The 16,268-nt window shown below is 55.8% G+C and carries 16 protein-coding genes; 7 read left to right on the forward strand and 9 right to left on the reverse strand.

Translation table 11 applies throughout. From position 1 onward, the window contains the following. Positions 1 to 22 precede the first annotated feature (22 nt). On the reverse strand, positions 23 to 907 hold the full coding sequence (locus tag QMZ18_RS04955) for a branched-chain amino acid ABC transporter permease (RefSeq protein WP_282605115.1): 885 nt from the start codon (positions 905 to 907) through the stop codon (positions 23 to 25). A gap of 111 nt (positions 908 to 1,018) precedes the next feature. Further along, positions 1,019 to 1,762, reverse strand: a complete 744-nt coding sequence (locus tag QMZ18_RS04960) for an ABC transporter ATP-binding protein (RefSeq protein WP_282605116.1) — start codon at positions 1,760 to 1,762, stop codon at positions 1,019 to 1,021. Positions 1,763 to 2,154: 392 nt separating this feature from the next. Here QMZ18_RS04960 and QMZ18_RS04965 point away from each other — a divergent pair, with 392 nt between their 5' ends. The 3 genes from QMZ18_RS04965 (at position 2,155) to QMZ18_RS04975 (ending at position 4,298) form a co-directional block, all read left to right on the forward strand. Further along, positions 2,155 to 3,153, forward strand: coding sequence for a phytanoyl-CoA dioxygenase family protein (locus tag QMZ18_RS04965; RefSeq protein ID WP_282605117.1), 999 nt, complete (start codon positions 2,155 to 2,157; stop codon positions 3,151 to 3,153). Next, positions 3,144 to 3,776 (forward strand): GNAT family N-acetyltransferase, encoded by a 633-nt coding sequence (locus tag QMZ18_RS04970; protein ID WP_282605118.1) that lies wholly within the window; start codon positions 3,144 to 3,146, stop codon positions 3,774 to 3,776. Before QMZ18_RS04965 ends, QMZ18_RS04970 begins: the two co-directional genes overlap by 10 nt. Before the next feature lie 147 nt (positions 3,777 to 3,923). Further along, positions 3,924 to 4,298 (forward strand): 1-deoxy-D-xylulose-5-phosphate synthase, encoded by a 375-nt coding sequence (locus tag QMZ18_RS04975; RefSeq protein ID WP_282605119.1) that lies wholly within the window; start codon positions 3,924 to 3,926, stop codon positions 4,296 to 4,298. A 391-nt stretch (positions 4,299 to 4,689) separates the two neighbouring features. Here the strand turns inward: QMZ18_RS04975 and yghU are convergent, their stop codons facing one another. From yghU to QMZ18_RS04990, 3 genes are all read right to left on the reverse strand, one after another. Further along, complete coding sequence (gene yghU / locus QMZ18_RS04980; RefSeq protein ID WP_282605120.1) at positions 4,690 to 5,568, reverse strand: glutathione-dependent disulfide-bond oxidoreductase; 879 nt, start codon at positions 5,566 to 5,568, stop codon at positions 4,690 to 4,692. Between the two features lie 43 nt (positions 5,569 to 5,611). Beyond that, the gene (locus tag QMZ18_RS04985; protein ID WP_282605121.1) at positions 5,612 to 6,307 is read right to left on the reverse strand and encodes an SDR family NAD(P)-dependent oxidoreductase; all 696 of its coding nucleotides are present in this window, start codon (positions 6,305 to 6,307) and stop codon (positions 5,612 to 5,614) included. Positions 6,308 to 6,473: 166 nt separating this feature from the next. Further along, positions 6,474 to 7,214, reverse strand: coding sequence for an SDR family oxidoreductase (locus tag QMZ18_RS04990; protein WP_282605122.1), 741 nt, complete (start codon positions 7,212 to 7,214; stop codon positions 6,474 to 6,476). Between the two features lie 213 nt (positions 7,215 to 7,427). Between QMZ18_RS04990 and QMZ18_RS04995 the strand changes: the two genes are divergently transcribed. Next, the gene (locus QMZ18_RS04995; RefSeq protein WP_282605123.1) at positions 7,428 to 8,024 is read left to right on the forward strand and encodes a TetR/AcrR family transcriptional regulator; all 597 of its coding nucleotides are present in this window, start codon (positions 7,428 to 7,430) and stop codon (positions 8,022 to 8,024) included. Between the two features lie 20 nt (positions 8,025 to 8,044). Here QMZ18_RS04995 and QMZ18_RS05000 read toward each other — a convergent pair whose 3' ends face one another. Both QMZ18_RS05000 and QMZ18_RS05005 read right to left on the reverse strand, forming a co-directional pair. After that, on the reverse strand, positions 8,045 to 8,482 hold the full coding sequence (locus tag QMZ18_RS05000; RefSeq protein WP_282605124.1) for a lysozyme inhibitor LprI family protein: 438 nt from the start codon (positions 8,480 to 8,482) through the stop codon (positions 8,045 to 8,047). A gap of 245 nt (positions 8,483 to 8,727) precedes the next feature. Continuing rightward, the gene (locus QMZ18_RS05005; RefSeq protein ID WP_282605125.1) at positions 8,728 to 9,762 is read right to left on the reverse strand and encodes a MerR family transcriptional regulator; all 1,035 of its coding nucleotides are present in this window, start codon (positions 9,760 to 9,762) and stop codon (positions 8,728 to 8,730) included. A 241-nt stretch (positions 9,763 to 10,003) separates the two neighbouring features. On the opposite strand from QMZ18_RS05005, the gene QMZ18_RS05010 reads away from it, so the two are divergent. Continuing rightward, positions 10,004 to 11,212: a multidrug effflux MFS transporter gene (locus QMZ18_RS05010; protein ID WP_282605126.1), complete on the forward strand. Its 1,209-nt coding sequence runs from the start codon at positions 10,004 to 10,006 to the stop codon at positions 11,210 to 11,212. A gap of 105 nt (positions 11,213 to 11,317) precedes the next feature. Here QMZ18_RS05010 and QMZ18_RS05015 read toward each other — a convergent pair whose 3' ends face one another. Next, positions 11,318 to 11,842, reverse strand: a complete 525-nt coding sequence (locus QMZ18_RS05015) for a redoxin domain-containing protein (protein WP_282605127.1) — start codon at positions 11,840 to 11,842, stop codon at positions 11,318 to 11,320. A gap of 409 nt (positions 11,843 to 12,251) precedes the next feature. Between QMZ18_RS05015 and QMZ18_RS05020 the strand changes: the two genes are divergently transcribed. Further along, positions 12,252 to 13,601, forward strand: coding sequence for an MATE family efflux transporter (locus tag QMZ18_RS05020; protein ID WP_282605128.1), 1,350 nt, complete (start codon positions 12,252 to 12,254; stop codon positions 13,599 to 13,601). A gap of 112 nt (positions 13,602 to 13,713) precedes the next feature. Here QMZ18_RS05020 and QMZ18_RS05025 read toward each other — a convergent pair whose 3' ends face one another. Beyond that, positions 13,714 to 14,646 (reverse strand): LysR family transcriptional regulator, encoded by a 933-nt coding sequence (locus QMZ18_RS05025; RefSeq protein ID WP_282605129.1) that lies wholly within the window; start codon positions 14,644 to 14,646, stop codon positions 13,714 to 13,716. Between the two features lie 145 nt (positions 14,647 to 14,791). Here QMZ18_RS05025 and QMZ18_RS05030 point away from each other — a divergent pair, with 145 nt between their 5' ends. Beyond that, positions 14,792 to 16,252 (forward strand): MFS transporter, encoded by a 1,461-nt coding sequence (locus QMZ18_RS05030; RefSeq protein WP_322097131.1) that lies wholly within the window; start codon positions 14,792 to 14,794, stop codon positions 16,250 to 16,252. Positions 16,253 to 16,268 lie beyond the last annotated feature (16 nt).

Genomic DNA, 16,268 nt, shown 5'->3' on the forward strand with positions numbered 1-16,268 from the left:
AAATTGGATCTCCCTATCGTCTCTATGCCTTTACCTTCGCGGCAACGCCGAGCAGTCCTGTCGGCCTGACCATCAAGACGAAGATCAGAAGCAAAAAGGCATAGATGTCTTTGTGACTGCCCGAAATGTATGCGGCGCCAAGGGTCTCGAAGACACCGACCATGAGGCCGCCGAGAATGGCGCCGGGCAATGATCCGAAACCGCCGACCACGGCGGCTGCGAAGGCCTTGATGAGCATCAGGTATCCCATCTCGACCTGCACATAGTTGATCGGTGCGATCAGGACGCCGCCCGCGGCGGCAAGCGCGCAGGCCACCCCGAAGATCAGAGAAATCATCAGCGGCACGTTAACGCCCATCAGATAGGCGATGTCCTTGTTGGCCGCGACGGCGCGGATCGCGAGTCCCAGTTTGGTGTGCTTGAGAAAGAGGTGCAGGACCGCCATCAGGGCGACCGAGACCACCAGGATCCAGACATAGCTTTGCGGCAGGGTGATGGTGCCCAGCTCGACCGGCATGCCGAAATTAACGTGCATAGGCCGGCCGTTTGCGCCCCAGATCAGAAAGGCGATGTTCTGCAGGATAATCGCCATGCCGAAACCGCAGATAATCATGCCCATGCCGGCGACGGTGTAGCCGCCACCCTGCGAGGTGAGTCGCCGATAGAACACGCGTTCGATTATCACGCCCATGATGCCGGCCAGGATCATCGCGACAAAAAGGGTGATGGGATAATTGAAACCGGCCTCATCGTACAGCACCAAACCGAAGAAGGCGCCGAACATGAAGATTTCGCCATGGGCGAAATGCACGATGTCGAGGCCGGAATAGATCAGGGAAATGCCGAGCGCCACCAGGCCGTAGAGAATGCCTATCGATAAGCCGACGATCAGAAAATCATATAACATTCGTTGCGCCGTTCCTGCTGGCCTCTTATTGCAGAGACCTCTTTCGTTCCATGTACCGTTGCCCGGTTTGCCGCTGCGTCTGTCTTAAGAGCGGCTTGCCGGATAACTCTCTTAGCGATGTAGAGCCGGACTTTCGACTTCCGCCACCGTCCCGCCCAGATAGGCGAGGCGAACCGCGTCGTCGTCGATCATGTCCTTTGCGTCGCCTTCCAGGTGAATTTTGCCGTCGTGAATCACGTAACCGTAACTCGCGAGAAGCAAAGCCATCCGCACGTTCTGCTCGACCACTAGAATGGTCATGCCCAGGTCACGGCTGATGCGGTTGATCTGCTTGAAGATGTCCAGGACGACTTTCGGCGCGAGTGCGGCTGAGGGTTCGTCCAGCATAATCATTTTGGGCTTTGCCATCAGGCCCCGGCCGACCACCAGCATCTGCACCTGACCGCCTGACAACAGGCCCGAGAGCTGTTTGCGCCGCTCCTTCAGGATTGGGAAGAAGCCGTAGACCTTTTCCAGATCCGCGCGTACGCCGGCCCGGTCCGATCGCGAAAAGGCGCCGAGCATCAGGTTCTCTTCGACCGTCATACCGGGATAGGAATCCTTGCCCTGGGTGACCTGCACCAGTCCTGCACGCACGATTTCATGGGGCCGTTTATTGTGGATGGGTTCGCCATCAAACAGGATTTCGCCGCTCCAGACAGGAAGCAGTCCGGAGATCGCCTTCAATAGTGTCGATTTGCCGGTGCCGTTGCCGCCAAGCAGCGCAATGATCGCGCCGTCGGGGACGGTCATATCAATACCGCGCAGAATTTTCAGTTTACCGTATCCGGCTTCGACGCCTTTAAGGGCGAGCATCCAATTCCTCCCGAGAGTCCGATCGTTTTCTCTGAACCAGGCGAAAACGCGACCCAGATCCTTCACCATAATTCTCTACAGGGTGATTCGAGCCTCCGGACGCCTTGATCCGGAAGAGCCACGCTCAATGCCTGCTTAGTGCAGATCGTTCCAATGATCTTCGGGAGGCACAAAATTGGAGTCAACGCCAAAGCAGGTCGCGGTGGCTGACCAAAAGCCGAAACAACGCAGTTAGGGCCTTTGGTGGGATAATGATGCGTCAAATGGCTCAAAAACTAGGTGAATTGCATCATTCCTACACCAGTTGATGCATTTCACTCTGTTTTGAGGTTGGCATTTGCCGATTGAGGCGTTCACATTTAAGGGCGTGTCACTCACTGGAGTTTGCCATTATGTCGGCCCGCGAAACCTTCCAAGATCAGGGTTATTTTCTGGCTGAAAACCTGCTCGACCCAGGTGCTGATCTGACGCCAGTGATGTCAGACTATGCGAGGATACTTGAGACACTGTTGCTCGAGTTACAAAAGGTCGGGCGAGTGGACGAGGGCTGGCATCGGATGGACTTCGATGCACGAGTCAAGTTCCTTTACCACGAAGCCGGCGGGCTGTATGCGCAGAACTTCGATATCTGCGTGCCGCCTCAGGCCGGCTTGCCCAGCGACATTCCCATTTGCCTGAGCGACGCGATTTTCGGGCTCTTGACCCATAACCGGCTGCTCGATTTCGTCGAGGATCTGATCGGACCTGAGATCCGTGTTAATCCGGTTCAGCACGTCCGGATCAAGCCGCCGGAAAACCTTCTGGAAAATGCGTCGGACGACGGTGACTTTCATGCTGCGTTGCGGGTCACCAATAAGAACGGCCTGATGGCGCAGACGCCCTGGCATCAGGACAATGCAGTTCTGACAGAAGATGCCGACGAGACCGAGATGATTACGGTCTGGTTTCCCTTGACGCCAGCACCGGAAAACATGGGGTGCCTGACGGTTGTTCCCGGCAGCCACAAAGAAGGCTTGCGCACCCACTGTCCGGGGGAAACAACCGATCTGAGCGTTCCAGCTTCGCTGGTTCCAGTGGAGCGGGCGGTATCGCTGCCGATGGAACGGGGCGATGTCCTATTCCTGCACCGGCGGATGCTGCATGCCTCGCTCACCAACAGTTCCGACCGGGTGCGCTTCAGTTTCGACTTGCGCTACCAGCCCGATGGCAAACCTACTGGTCGCGCGCTTCTGCCGAGTTTTCTGGCGCGCTCTCACACTCAGCCGTCGGAAGTAGTGCGCGATCCAGAGGTTTGGCGCTCCTGCTGGTACGCCGCTATTCAAGCGCTGTCACAGGCGCCGGAAGTCCCGGCTTCCAATCGTTGGTCGGCGGAGGCGAGCCTTTGCGCCTGAGCGAAAGTGCGATCGATTTACCAGTGTTCAGGTTGAGCCGAGTTCTGGGTTTTCGATTGACGAAATTCGACCCAGTAGAGTCGTTACAAAAACAGAAATGGCGTTTGCAGTCGCATTGGTTGTATCTATGCGTCATGCCCAATCTTCTCCAAAACCTGCAAATAGCCAAAGCTACTATCGTCGAAAAACCGGCGGTCGCTCGCATGCTACAGCTTTACCTGCACGACTTCTCCGAATTTGCCAAAGTTGGAGAGCCATACGGGGAAATCGGAAACGATGGAACCTTTCAATACGAACACTTCGATAGCTATTGGAATGAAGCTGAACGTGAAGCGTTGTTACTACGAGTGAACGGTCATATCGCTGGCTTCGTCTTAGTCAACCAATGGTCCGCGTCGAGTCTTGGCACGGATAATTCGATGGCAGAATTCTTTGTGTTGCGGAAGTACAGACGAAGCGGGATAGGAAAACTTGTGGCTTCGAAAATCATTCGGCAGCGATCAGGAAAGTGGGAAATACCGGTTGCTGATTACAATCAGCCAGCCCTTGCATTTTGGCGTTCCGTTGTCTCATCGTTGGAACATTATTCGCATGAGGAAATCCCCGGCGATGGCCGGCGGTAGTATGGAACGATTTGGCGGTTGGTCCCAAACTCTGTTGAACATAACCAACGTATCGGGCAGCGCTGTTAACTCGCTAAACAATCATCTTAGAATGCATCTTGACCGAATACATTGGGTTTGCGCCATAAATCAGAAAGGTCATCGCTGATGACATCGGGAAGACATATCGATCACTGGCGGGATAAGTTGGATCAAAACCTTACACCCCCTAAGGAGTTCAAAGTTTCCAGATCGCGGATCATGTATATCGAGAACAAATCTGAGGGGCTGGAAGGGCCTGCGCGCAAAGGGCGGGTCTATTTTTCGAAATCAGGCAAGTCACTCTATTATTGTGGATTGATGTTTCAAAGCCTCAGTGGTGCAGGGATCAAGGCCAACTATTTTGAGGTTGAGTCCGGAGAGCACTATTGGATTTCCGGTCCACGCAAAGATCAAAACGACCGTTTGTATGGCGGCAACAAAGGTGTAGTCGTCGACTCTGACGTCCTCGATGAATATGACGCTTTGATCCGATCTGCCTAATATCCCCATTGTGTGGGAATGATGAGGGCGAAATTTAAATTGTGTGACCAAGTGAGAGTTAACCGTTACCGACTCTCCTAGATGTGGACGCAAGGCTTTCCGCTTCACGTCTCGGCAGTGAAACTCCTGATATTGCGGCCTTAGATGTTTCTACGCGCCAAGTGGCGCGGGTTTTGCTGTCCATGGCCTTTTCGGGGCTATCATATCGCGCGGATTCTTATGCGACTCACCTTCAAAAGACTAACCGCCGCCGGTAAGATTTACGGTAATGGCGCGGAACTCTTGTCTTTGTTGGAAGGGCGCGTTGAGGTTTAGGCCAAACTGCCTTTAAGTCGAAAAGACCTTCCGCAACGCCGATAGCCAGCCCGGCGGAAGGTCTGCAATTGAACGGTTAGCTCGCAGCCTCGAGCTTATCCTGCGTTTTGGTGTCGAAGTCGCCGGCGTCGTGGCGTTCGTGGAGCTGCTCTTCCGGAGGGCCGGAAATACGATTGACCATGCGGCCGCGCTGGACCGCTGGACGCTCGGCGATTTCCTGGGTCCATCGTTGGACGTGCTTGTAGGATTTCACATCGAGGAATTCACCGGCATCGTCGTAAATCCGATTCAATGCCAGCGCGCCGTACCAGGGCCAGATGGCGATGTCGGCAATGGAGTACTCGTCGCCAGCAAAGTATCGATAGTCCGCCAGGTGGCGGTCGAGCACGTCCATCTGGCGCTTGGTTTCCATGGCGAAGCGGTCGATCGGATATTGGAATTTTTCCGGCGCGTAGGCGTAGAAATGGCCGAAGCCGCCACCCAAATAGGGCGCGCTGCCCATCTGCCAGAACAGCCAGTTCAGGGCTTCCGTCCGTTTTGCCGGATCGGTCGGCAGCAAGGCGCCGAACTTTTCCGCCAAATACAGCAGGATCGCACCTGACTCGAAAACCCGCGTCGGTGTTGGGGTGCTGTGGTCCAGCAGCGCAGGAATCTTAGAGTTGGGATTGATATCGACGAAGCCGCTACCGAATTGTTCGCCGTCACCGATCTTGATTACATAGGCGTCGTACTCGGCACCGCTGTGTCCGAGCGCCAACAGTTCCTCCAGCATTACCGTGACCTTTACCCCATTTGGTGTGGCCAGGGAGTAGAGCTGCAGGGGATGCTTTCCGACGGGAAGCTCTTTGTCATGTGTGGAGCCTGCGTTCGGGCGATTGGTCTTTGCAAAGGTGCCCCCGTTTTCGGTTTCCCATTTCCAGACTTTCGGCGGTTCATAGGGAGAAGCATCATTCATGTGTCGAATTCCAATTTTTTGCAGTGATGTGTTTGAGAGATGTTCAGAAGTTTTCGACCCAGGGCCGGAGTTCGATTTCCCAGGCCCAGCTGGAGCGGGGCTGATCGAGAAAGTGCAGATAACTCTCGGCAATTGCGTCTGGATCCAGCATGGAGTCCGGATTGTCTGCGGCGTCAATGCGTTCCGGGCGACTGGCATTACGGATCCCACCGTCGATGACGAAGTGGCCGATATGGATGCCCTGCGGATGGAGTTCGCGTGCCAGACTTTGGGCCAGCCCGCGCAACGCAAACTTACCCATCGCAAAGGTGGAGGACTTGGGATAACCCTTCACGCCGGCCGACGCGCCGGTGAAGAGGATGTTGCCATTACCATTCGGAATCATGCGTTTCGCGGCTTGCTGTGCCATTAAAAAGGCACCGTAACTCGTGGTCAGGACGGCTGACTTCACGGTTTCGGGATCGAGCTCTGTGATGGCACCCCGTACTCGGGCGGAGGGATTGTAGATCGCAATTTCCAACGGCTCTTCTATACCATCGGCTGCGGCAAAGACGTTTTCCATGTCTGCGGCGTCGGCGGCATCGCAGGATACCAGCGTGGCACCGATGTCTTTTTGCAGGCCAGCGAGTTTGTCGATATTGCGGGCCGCCAGCAGCAGCTTGTGCCCGCGCGTATGCAGCTTGCGCGCGAGGGACGCCGACAATCCTTCGCCCGCGCCGATGATGATGGCCGTTCCCATTCTTTAACATCCTCTTGTGTTGGCGACTCAAGCTTGACGCAAAAGGCCTGTGCGAACCAGATGAGTCAGATCAAATCTTCGATAGTAAATTGGCTATTGGCTGCGTATTTCGCTCTTAAGCTTTTCTCCTCGCCGAATTCAGGGGCGAGGGGGAAGTGCGGGTAAATCAAACCGGCAACATTTCGCCAACCTGCTTCTCGACAGCTTTGGGGTCGCCGAGCAGGCCTGTGTGCATTTCCTTTGCTGCGGAGTCCGGATAGACGTCTTCGTCACCCGATTCGATTGCGGCTAAAATGATCTGAACAACAGTATTGGGTGATGCCTTATCCATAGGAAGGTTGGCGGCCATGTCTGTATCCACGGGGCCAGGATAGACTCCGACCACAAGCGTTCCCTGTGCGGCCAACTCAGCCCTTACACCTTGAGTCAAGGAATGCACCGCTGCCTTTGAGGCGCTGTAGGAACCAATCATCGGAAAGTTCACCTGCCCCGCAATGGAACTCATGTTAACGATAGCGCCGCCGTCGTTTTGGGCGAGGATGGGTGCGAATGCGCGTGTCATGTTGAGGACGCCGAAATAGTTGATTTCCATCTCATTTCGTGCCGGATCGGTGTTGTCCGCGGAAATCAGGCCTTCGAAGGCGGCGACACCCGCATTGTTGACCAAAATTGCAACGTCTTGATGGGCGGTTGCGGCTGCCTTGATGGTGTCCGCTTTGGTTACATCAAGCGCGACCGGCACGACGCGCCCATCCGATTTCTCTATCAGGTCGGCAAGAGAGTCCGGATTGCGGGCGCCGGCATAGACCTTTACTGCTCCAGCCGCCAAAAGCTCTTCGACAAAGGCTCGGCCGATGCCGCGGTTGGCGCCTGTGACGAGCGCGGCTTTTCCATCGATTCTGCTCATTCGGGGTCTCCTGAAGACTGACTGACGCTCGCCTGTCGGCAGCGTGGGTTGTTTTAAATAACGAATGGTACTAAATGAGAGCTTGCACAAAGATGTCAAGGTATTAAAATACCAATCGGTATATTAACGTCGAAAGTCTTGGTAAAAACCTGACTGGGTCATTATCTCAGCGACTTGAATTTGATTCTTGGAAGCGCGCAGGAGTACAGGAAAATGGCACGCGGCCGACCTCGCAAAACGGATCCGGATGCTGTTCTGGATAAAGCCGCCAAATTGTTCTGGCAGCAGGGTTTCGAGGGAACCTCCATGAACGATCTCGCATCTGCTACGGATATGGCCAAGCCCGGGCTTTATGCGACTTTCGGAGACAAGGAAGCGCTCTACGCGAAGGCGTTGGTACGCTATTTCGAAACTACTTTGCCTGTCTTCGACGAAGTCTTTGATTATCCTGGATCGCTTGAGAGCTTTGTGCGTCGCTATTTAGAAACCGTCGCTGAAGCGCTCACAGACAAGACCACTCCGCGGGGCTGTTTTATCGTCAACTCCATGGTGGACTGTGCGAACCAACCCTCTTTGTTGGAGACCCTTGGCCGTGACTTGCACAAGAAGAGGCGCGCCGCCATTGCCAGGCGATTCCGTGGCGCCCAGAAACTGGGTGAACTGCCACCAGATGCGGATCCTAAGGCTTTGGCCGAATTTTTCTCTGGGCAAGCCTTGGCTTTAGCCGTCATGGCCCGCAGCGGTGCAGGCCGGAAAACGCTGCGCCAATTCATCGATGTTGCCATGACGGCGCTTCCGAATGCCAGTTAAAGTCCGATCTACGACAGACCTTATCCAGCCTTAAGGCAGGTTCTTCTGTCCAGGTATTCTTTCAATGGGTTTGGCGGATAGAGACTGCAGTAGCGCTTGATCATTAAGTTCGCTCGACAGTGGATGATCATCACCGCTCTAATGCTGCCACCGGAGAACAACTCATTGAGGTAGTCGTTGCACTCAGCGTTTAAGTAGGTTTCCCAGGCGTTTTGTGAACGCTGCAGAGCGAGCCAGACGGGATCTTCCGGCCGGACGACGTAGGAGAGGGCAATGGCAGCCCAAACTCGATCCAGTTTTACCTTTGCTTTTTCTTCGCTCTCCTGCGCACAGGCAATCATAGCGTAGGTATTCCCGTTGCCTTCGTCGCATGCTTGCGTGTCGACCGGGAAACTCAGCGACAAAAAAAGTGCAACGAACATTTCTTTGCTGCACGACAGCGGCATACCCAACTCCATCTTGGCTATCTGTTCCTCAACTATTTTCGCGATATCTGGGCATTCGCGGAAATAGCGATAAGCAGAGAGAGGCTATCGTCTGGCCATGAAAACGACCGCTTCGTGGTTATTCTGCGGCAGTTGATTTTTCGCGAAGTTAGAATCTGATCGATTAGCACTGATTCAGTAAAAAGTGAAAATCAGTCTAAATTTTACATAACGTGAGTAAGGTCGTCGCTTGAGAGCGATACCGGTTAACTGCGCTCTCAGGCAATCTGTGGCCGCAACGCGATGACGCCTTCCGTCCGCGCGCGCACTTCGGGCGAAGCCAGGCAGCTGGCAACAGCTTCAAAGCCGGGCGCGCCCGGATAGGGGGCTACAAGGGTTGGAGGGCTGTGGTTCGCGGGGCAGTGGATGATCGATTCGGCCGGGCCGACCGCGGTCAAGTCCAGGATCGCGCTGGATCGCGTAAGTATGAAGAGTGACCGGGCATCGGATCCGCGATGACGCAGGTACGCGGCGACGGCTTCTTGAGAGTCCTGATCCAACCCCGCCTCAACCATATCGATAACCAGAGCTACTGATTTTGAGGACTCCAGTGTGACGATGAGCGCGAGTAACGCGGGGGACGTGGTTGCTCCTTCTTCGGTGAACCACCGAACAGTCTCCGCCACGCGTGATTTGAGTGACGAATCCCTATCCATCCGCCCTAGCGCCACCGCGCCTTCATCGTTCAATCGGTCCAGGCCTACAAAGCTGGTGTCCGGAAGGGTTTCAGCGATGGTTTGAGCCAAGCGTGTCTTGCCGCTCCCCAAAGGCCCGATAATGTAGTTAAGAGGTCGAACATTTTGCAGCTCGAACCTTTCGCCACCCCAGGGCCAAGGTAGATCAAAGGCGACGCTGACTTCGGTGGCCGGTTGCACCAGACGTGCAAGCTCGCTGATGGCCGGTGGTCGGCCTTGAGTGAGATCTGCCCGAACTGTGCGAAGCGTTTTGAGAGAATCGGTCAACTGGCGAATCCGGCCTTCAAGTGTTGCCTCATGTGCGGCCAGAGCCGGTTCAAGGAACTTCGGATCTCCCTTTAACACTTTAGCTACCTGGGTAAGGCTGAGGCCAAGTGCGCGCAAGGCCGCAACTTCGCCGGCTTGGGACATTTCAGCCGGACCATAGGCGCGCCAACCTGCTTCGGTGCGGAGCGGAGCGACCAAACCACGCTGTTCATAAAGACGCAGAGCCTTTGTCGAAACACCGAGCTGCGCGGCGGCTTCGGATGGACTCAGGTATCGTTCTGGATAGCTCATGAAGCACCTCGATGTTTCTTAACTGCCATCTTTATCGGGGCAGCCCCAAGGGCTGGGTCAATAGTAAAATTGAAGGATTCGCGCGTTTCTTAACAGTCGATTTGGGGTCTCCGAATGGCGTGATCCGATTCTAGGCCAAATGAGCCTCCCGTGCCCATCAAACTGATCTCCTGCGATCGGAATATGCACTAATTTCATCAAAGAACTTGCTCGAATTAAGCCGATCCCCTAGTGCCTGTATATGGCTGCGGCATCAAAACCCTTAGGTATCCCCGAATTTGTAAGCATGCTCGCTTTGATGGTGTCACTTTTGGCACTTTCGATCGATGGCATGTTGCCGGCGCTTGGCGAAATTGCCCAGGACCTTAGGCTTAGCGATCCTAACGATGCGCAACTGGTCGTAACGGCAATGTTTTTTGGATTTGCTGCCGGTCAGATAGTGGCAGGCCCGCTATCGGATAACCTTGGACGCAAACCCGTGATCTATGGTGGGTACGTCATCTTCATCGCCGGATGCTTGTTGTCTATTGCCGCCGACAGTTTTGCGATGATGCTGGCGGGACGGGTTTTGCAAGGCCTCGGTGCCGCTGCGCCCCGCATTGTCAGCATTGCGTTGGTGCGCGACGGCTACGAGGGCCGGGCGATGGCACGGATCATGTCGATCGTTATGGCCATTTTCATTCTCGTGCCCGCGATTGCACCGGCGATTGGACAGGTTGTGATGCTGATCTTGGATTGGCGCGCGATCTTCTGGTTGTTTCTTGCGATTGCTATAATCGCCTTTGCTTGGTTTGCCATTCGTCAGCCGGAAACTTTGGCGTCGGCAGCAAGACGACGCTTCTCGTTCAATCAAATCGCGGTTGGCATTAAAGAGGCCCTCGGGTATCGCGCGATGACCGGCTATACTCTGGCAGCAGGCATCATTTTCGGCGCGTTTGTAGGATACCTCAGCTCTGCACAGCAGTTGTTTCAATCTGCGTACCAGACCGGTGACTGGTTTTCAGTTTATTTCGGTTGTGCAGCTCTCTCCATCGGCGCGGCCAGCATCGTCAATTCAAAGCTCGTCATTGGATTGGGGATGCGATATTTGACCTGGCGGGCGTTGATCGGTTTGACCGCTCTCTCCTGCCTGTTCGTGCCTGCTGTGTTGGCTGGCGATGGATTACCGCCCCTATGGGCATTCATGGTCTGGCTATTGCTGGCATTCTTTTGCACCGGAATATTGTTTGGCAACTTCAACGCATTGGCCATGGAGCCTGTCGGTCATATGGCGGGACTGGGTGCTGCTGTTATTGGCTCGGTTTCCACCTTGGTCTCCTTGCCGCTGGGATGGGCGATCGGTGCGGCATTCGACGGAACGGTTGTGCCGCTTGTCGTCGGTTTTGCCGTGCTGGGAGGAGCATCGCTAATTGTGATGTGGTGGACTGAACGTGGCGCGATCCCGGCATAATCACAGACATTGAAACGGCGCGTACCAGAGCATGATCGTTCTGGACTGAGGCGAACGAGACCGTGGTTCAGAATCTAACACATACAGATAGAGCGTAAGTCACTGTCAGGATGTAACCATCCCCCGTGCCGGGCGGTCGTTCTGAATAGTGAAGATCATCCCGTCCAGCAGCTCTGCCAAATCGGGACGCGCGGCGGGACCATTAGAGATGGCGACAATCTGATTGGTGCCGTCCGGGCGGACGCAAAAGATTCCTGGTTCGGCAAATCTGCGGTCTGTTTCCGCGGCAGACAACGGATCCGAGATATAGACACCTAGTTCATTCATCTGGGCTTCGGTCAGGCCGTGCCCGATATCAAAGGACCATCCGAATTCAGTGATGTCCGCGCGCGCTTTCTCTTCGCTGTCGGCCGACACGACAACAATATCGAAACCCGCATTCTCCCACCCGCTTTTCATCCCTTCCAGCGCGTTGAGATATTTCTTGCAGCGCCCGCAGTGCTTACCACGATAGACGATGAACAAAGTCCAACGATCACGTTGACCGCCAACGGTCAGCGAGCCGCCACCAACCTTCGGAAACGACAAAACGGGGAGGGCGCCGCCAGCGGCGGGTTTCGTAGATGCCATGTCTCTTTGCAGCCTTTCTGGGTTGGAATAGTTAGGCAGGCATTAGCCGGCAAGAGGCCGGCGAAGTCAATCTCACGCGCGAAGTTAGCTCTTGGTGTCCATGCCGTTCGGTAAATCTTAGAAGCGCTCACTCTTTTGCCTGTTTGTTTTATGACCAAGCGTTAGCTCGAACAAAACGGCAGAAATTGACTAACGGCAGTCATCGATTCTATTGGAGGCACAGGGCAGCCATATTGAGAGGCGCTATGGCTGGAGCGTTCGTCACGCAGGGCTGCAAACTCAGATTGACTGGTGTCTTGCCCGCAAAGTTAAGTATAAAAAACGGACCAAGTTTTCCTGCCCTCCAACTTCTCCTGTTTCTTTGGGCAAAGCTCCAGGTTCCACAGCCACATTCAAGGACTAATACAGCTTGTCAGGTACGCACGCCCTTGGCACTCAACAGATACTGGACGCACCCGTTGCAAAGGTGCTTTGGCGTCTGGCGACGCCAAACGTCGTCGCAGTTGCAATGTGGACAGCAGTGACTTTTGCCGATGCCTGGTATGTGGGGCAACTGGGAACCGCTGCCTTGGCAAGTCTGGCATTGGCCTTTCCCTTTTTAAGCTTAATGCAAATGATGGCTGGCGGTGCCATCGGTGGCGGCATAACGTCGGCAGTGGCGCGCGCCCTTGGCGCAGGGGACGCCGAAACAGCCGAAAGCACAGCCTGGCACGCGGTGCTGATCGCCATCAGCATGTCTTTGGGATTCATGATCTTGCTGGGCTTGTTTGCACGGCCGATATTCGAACTTTTGGGAGGTGAAGGGAACGCACTTGACGGCGCTGTTGCCTACGCCCGGGTCGCATTTGGTGGGGCGGCGGCCATATGGTTTATCTTTGTTTTGTCTGCGATCCATAGGGGGACCGGCGATACCGCAACGCCGGCCCGCGCTATCGCCACCGCCAGCATCCTACAGGTTCTTTTATCCGGCGCCCTGACGCTGGGCTGGTTCGGCTTTCCAGCCTTGGGGGTACCGGGTACCGCAACCGCGCTGATCATCTGCCAAGGGTGTGCGGCGGCCTATCTCGCCATACACTTGTTTCGCGGCAAAGGACGTTTGCGGTTACGCCCGCATGTCCTGCAATGGGCACCTATTCAAGACATCATGCGTGTTGGTGGTCTTGGCCTCGTCAATAGTGCCTGTATGGCTATGACCGTAGTGGCGGTCACCGGGTATGTTGGCCGCTACGGTACCGAGGCGCTGGCCGGTTACGGCCTGGGGGCGAGACTGGAATTGATGCTGGTGCCGATTGCTTTTGGGGTAGGCGCTGCTTTGACAGCGGCGGTCGGCATCAATGTGGGCGCCGGCCAGTATGCCCGCGCGCGCCGCTTCGCATTTGCCGGTGCCGGTGTAACCCTGGCCCTGACCGGCACACTGGGAATCTGTGTTGCTATGATGCCTAGCCTATGGCTCGACCTGTTTACCACGGACCCCGATGCTTATGCCTATGGTGTCTCCTACCTCTCTATCGCGGCACCTTTTTACGGCCTGTTTGGCGCAGGTCAGGCGTTTTATTTTGCCAGTCAGGGAACTGGCCGGATGATTCTGCCGGTTGGCGTAACAGTCGCCCGGTTCCTGACGGTCGCAAGCATCGGAGCATTGGCCATTTCATTTACCTGGAATATTACCGTGCTCTTCATCGCCGTTGCAGTCGGCTTGACAATCATGGGAGTCGGGCAGGCGCTTTGCGTTCTGGGGCCGGGTTGGCGCGCGGCGTAGGTCCACCAAGACTGTGGAAGTTTTCATTCCTGCGTTATATGTCGGCAGATGAACCTAGTGCCGGTGTTCCAGGCGAAACAAAAAACGATCCTTCCCGCCGACGACAGGGGTCTTAGTCGAAACTTTCCATGCGGCCTGCCGAAGGATCCGGGAGTTGCCCTGTGCAAACCTCCCGAATGCAACCACGTAGCCAGCGATGCACAGGATCTGCATCCAGTCGCGGGTGCCAAAACAGGGATATGGTGAAGCCCGGCGGCCGGACTGGAAGGGAAAAGCTGTGCAGCCCGGCGCGCAGATTTCCGGTATAGCGTTCGGGAACTGTGGCAATCAGATCAGAGGCTCGGGCAAGTGCAAGCGCGGTTGAAAAGCCACCGACGATCGTGATGATCTGTCGTTCCAGTCCCAGGGGCTCCAGGGATTGATCAACCAGATCTTTCTTGAGGCCCAGCCGCGAGACGCTGATGTGTTCGCCGGCCGCATATTTGGCAGGCGTGACCTTGCTCTGGCTCAGGGTGTGCCCCGGCCGCACGACGCCAATGAAGCGGTCTTGAAACAAGGCCTGCATACGCACTTCCGGGCCGGTCGTGGTTCCCAGGACGCCGGTTTCCAGATCAACGCTCCCATCGCGGAGAGGTGTGCTGTCCTTATTTGTCTTCTGCACAAAGCAGAGTCGCACACCCGGCGCTTCCTCCCTGATTCGGGCAATGAGACCCAGTCCGAAGTTTTCCACAAAGCCCTCGCGAGTCCGCAGCGTGAAGCTTCGGACCAACTGTTTGAAGTTCGGTCTCTCCGCGGGACGTAAAACCGCATTGGCATCTTGGACGAGTTGGCCGACCTGTTCGCGAAGTTCGAGCGCACGTGGCGTGGGAACAAGTCCGCGCCCAGCTCTGACCAGCAGTGGATCGCCCGTCGTATCGCGCAAGCGCGCCAGCGCCCGACTCATCGCCGATGGACTCAGTCGTAAGCGTTTTGCCGCCCGCGCTACGCTGCCTTCCGCGAGCAGTACGTCGAGGGTGACAAGCAGATTGAGATCAGGTGTTGGCATGGGCTGAACATACCACAGGGTTTCAGATTAGATATAGCGTTACATGCATCAATTAAGTGCAATTACTGCATGTTCCGCCATACGAGGGGAGATACTAAGTTCCTGACAGCTCCAGTTCCAGAGCCGACAGAAGACGGAGTTCACGTTGAAGCCACAAACTCATGAAGAAGGCGAGGCGACAGAGGAAAAGCTGGGCACGACACCTTCGGTTCGCTGGGCGCTCTGCAGCCTTGCGCTTTCGATGCTGCTGTCGTCACTCGGCATCAGCATCGCCAATGTTGCCTTGCCGACTTTGGCTCGAGCCTTCACAGCCTCTTTCCAGGAGGTCCAATGGGTCGTTCTCGCCTACCTTCTGACCATCACAGTTGTAATTGTCAGCGTTGGACGACTTGGCGATGTCGTAGGGCGACGGCGGGTGTTGTTGGCTGCAATCCTGTTGTTCACCTTGGCCTCGATCTTCTGTGCTGCTGCCCCGACTCTCTGGATGCTTATCCTCGCCCGGGCACTTCAGGGCCTCGGAGCAGCCATCATGATGGCTCTCACGGTGGCGTTCGTCCGCGAGGTCGTTCCGAAGGAAAAAACCGGTAGCGCCATGGGGCTGCTTGGAACGATGTCTGCAGTTGGCACCGCGCTCGGGCCCTCGCTCGGCGGGGTTTTGATCGCCGGGTCTGGCTGGCGGGCAATCTTTCTCATCATGATCCCAATGGGGATTCTGAATTTCATTCTGGCACAGCGCACCCTGCCACCTGATGGAAGGGCAGCGAAGATGGGCTGGAAGGACTTCGACTCTTTAGGCACTCTTCTGCTCGGCCTGACGCTCGCAGTCTATACGCTTGCAGTGACGTTGGGAGGAGGTCGTTTCGATCGACTCAACATGGCCTTGTTGTTGGCTGCTGCCCTAGGAACCGGTCTCTTCCTGTTTGTGCAGGCCAGTGTCGTATCACCGTTGATCCGATTGACGGCGTTTCGCGATGTGCTGTTCAGTGCCGGCCTCGTCATGAATACACTTGTTTCCACGGTGATGATGGCGACGTTGGTGGTCGGGCCATTCTTCCTTTCTCACGCGCTTGGGCTAAAAGAAGCTCTTGTTGGGTTCGTTATGTCCATAGGCCCGATTATCTCCGCCCTGAGCGGTGTTCCCTCGGGGCGCATTGTCGACCGATTGGGCGCGCCACCCATTATCGTGGTTGGATTGATGGCTATGGCGGTTGGTTCCTTTGCGCTTTCTCTACTTCCGTCGATGTTTGGTGTTGCGGGCTACATTGCCGCTGTTGCCATTTTGACTCCCGGCTATCAACTCTTTCAGGCCGCCAATAACACAGCGGTCATGATGGAAGTGCCCCCGAATCAGCGGGGCGTATTTTCGGGCATGCTCAGCTTGTCGCGTAATCTTGGGCTCATCACCGGCGCGTCCGTCATGGGGGCTGTGTTTGCCTTCGCGTCGGGGGTGAGCGTTACCACCGCATCCGCTCCCGACGCAGTTGCCAACGGGATGCGGATCACCTTTTCTGTTGCCGGGAGTCTGATTGTCCTTGCGTTCATTATTGCGGTTGGATGTCGCGTATTCACAACGCGCCGCCGCACAGCGTTCGCTGACGACTCCTAACACCTAGTCTGACCCA

It is taken from the genome of Pelagibius sp. Alg239-R121 (assembly GCF_947331435.1).
Lineage (GTDB): Bacteria > Pseudomonadota > Alphaproteobacteria > Kiloniellales > Kiloniellaceae > Denitrobaculum.

Coding starts and splice junctions, on each gene's coding strand:
- QMZ18_RS04955 (WP_282605115.1), bottom strand. CDS start 907: ATGTTATATGATTTTCTGATCGTCGGCTTATCGATAGGCATTCTCTAC.
- QMZ18_RS04960 (WP_282605116.1), bottom strand. CDS start 1,762: ATGCTCGCCCTTAAAGGCGTCGAAGCCGGATACGGTAAACTGAAAATT.
- QMZ18_RS04965 (WP_282605117.1), top strand. CDS start 2,155: ATGTCGGCCCGCGAAACCTTCCAAGATCAGGGTTATTTTCTGGCTGAA.
- QMZ18_RS04975 (WP_282605119.1), top strand. CDS start 3,924: ATGACATCGGGAAGACATATCGATCACTGGCGGGATAAGTTGGATCAA.
- yghU (WP_282605120.1), bottom strand. CDS start 5,568: ATGAATGATGCTTCTCCCTATGAACCGCCGAAAGTCTGGAAATGGGAA.
- QMZ18_RS04985 (WP_282605121.1), bottom strand. CDS start 6,307: ATGGGAACGGCCATCATCATCGGCGCGGGCGAAGGATTGTCGGCGTCC.
- QMZ18_RS04990 (WP_282605122.1), bottom strand. CDS start 7,214: ATGAGCAGAATCGATGGAAAAGCCGCGCTCGTCACAGGCGCCAACCGC.
- QMZ18_RS04995 (WP_282605123.1), top strand. CDS start 7,428: ATGGCACGCGGCCGACCTCGCAAAACGGATCCGGATGCTGTTCTGGAT.
- QMZ18_RS05000 (WP_282605124.1), bottom strand. CDS start 8,482: ATGGAGTTGGGTATGCCGCTGTCGTGCAGCAAAGAAATGTTCGTTGCA.
- QMZ18_RS05005 (WP_282605125.1), bottom strand. CDS start 9,762: ATGAGCTATCCAGAACGATACCTGAGTCCATCCGAAGCCGCCGCGCAG.
- QMZ18_RS05010 (WP_282605126.1), top strand. CDS start 10,004: ATGGCTGCGGCATCAAAACCCTTAGGTATCCCCGAATTTGTAAGCATG.
- QMZ18_RS05015 (WP_282605127.1), bottom strand. CDS start 11,842: ATGGCATCTACGAAACCCGCCGCTGGCGGCGCCCTCCCCGTTTTGTCG.
- QMZ18_RS05025 (WP_282605129.1), bottom strand. CDS start 14,646: ATGCCAACACCTGATCTCAATCTGCTTGTCACCCTCGACGTACTGCTC.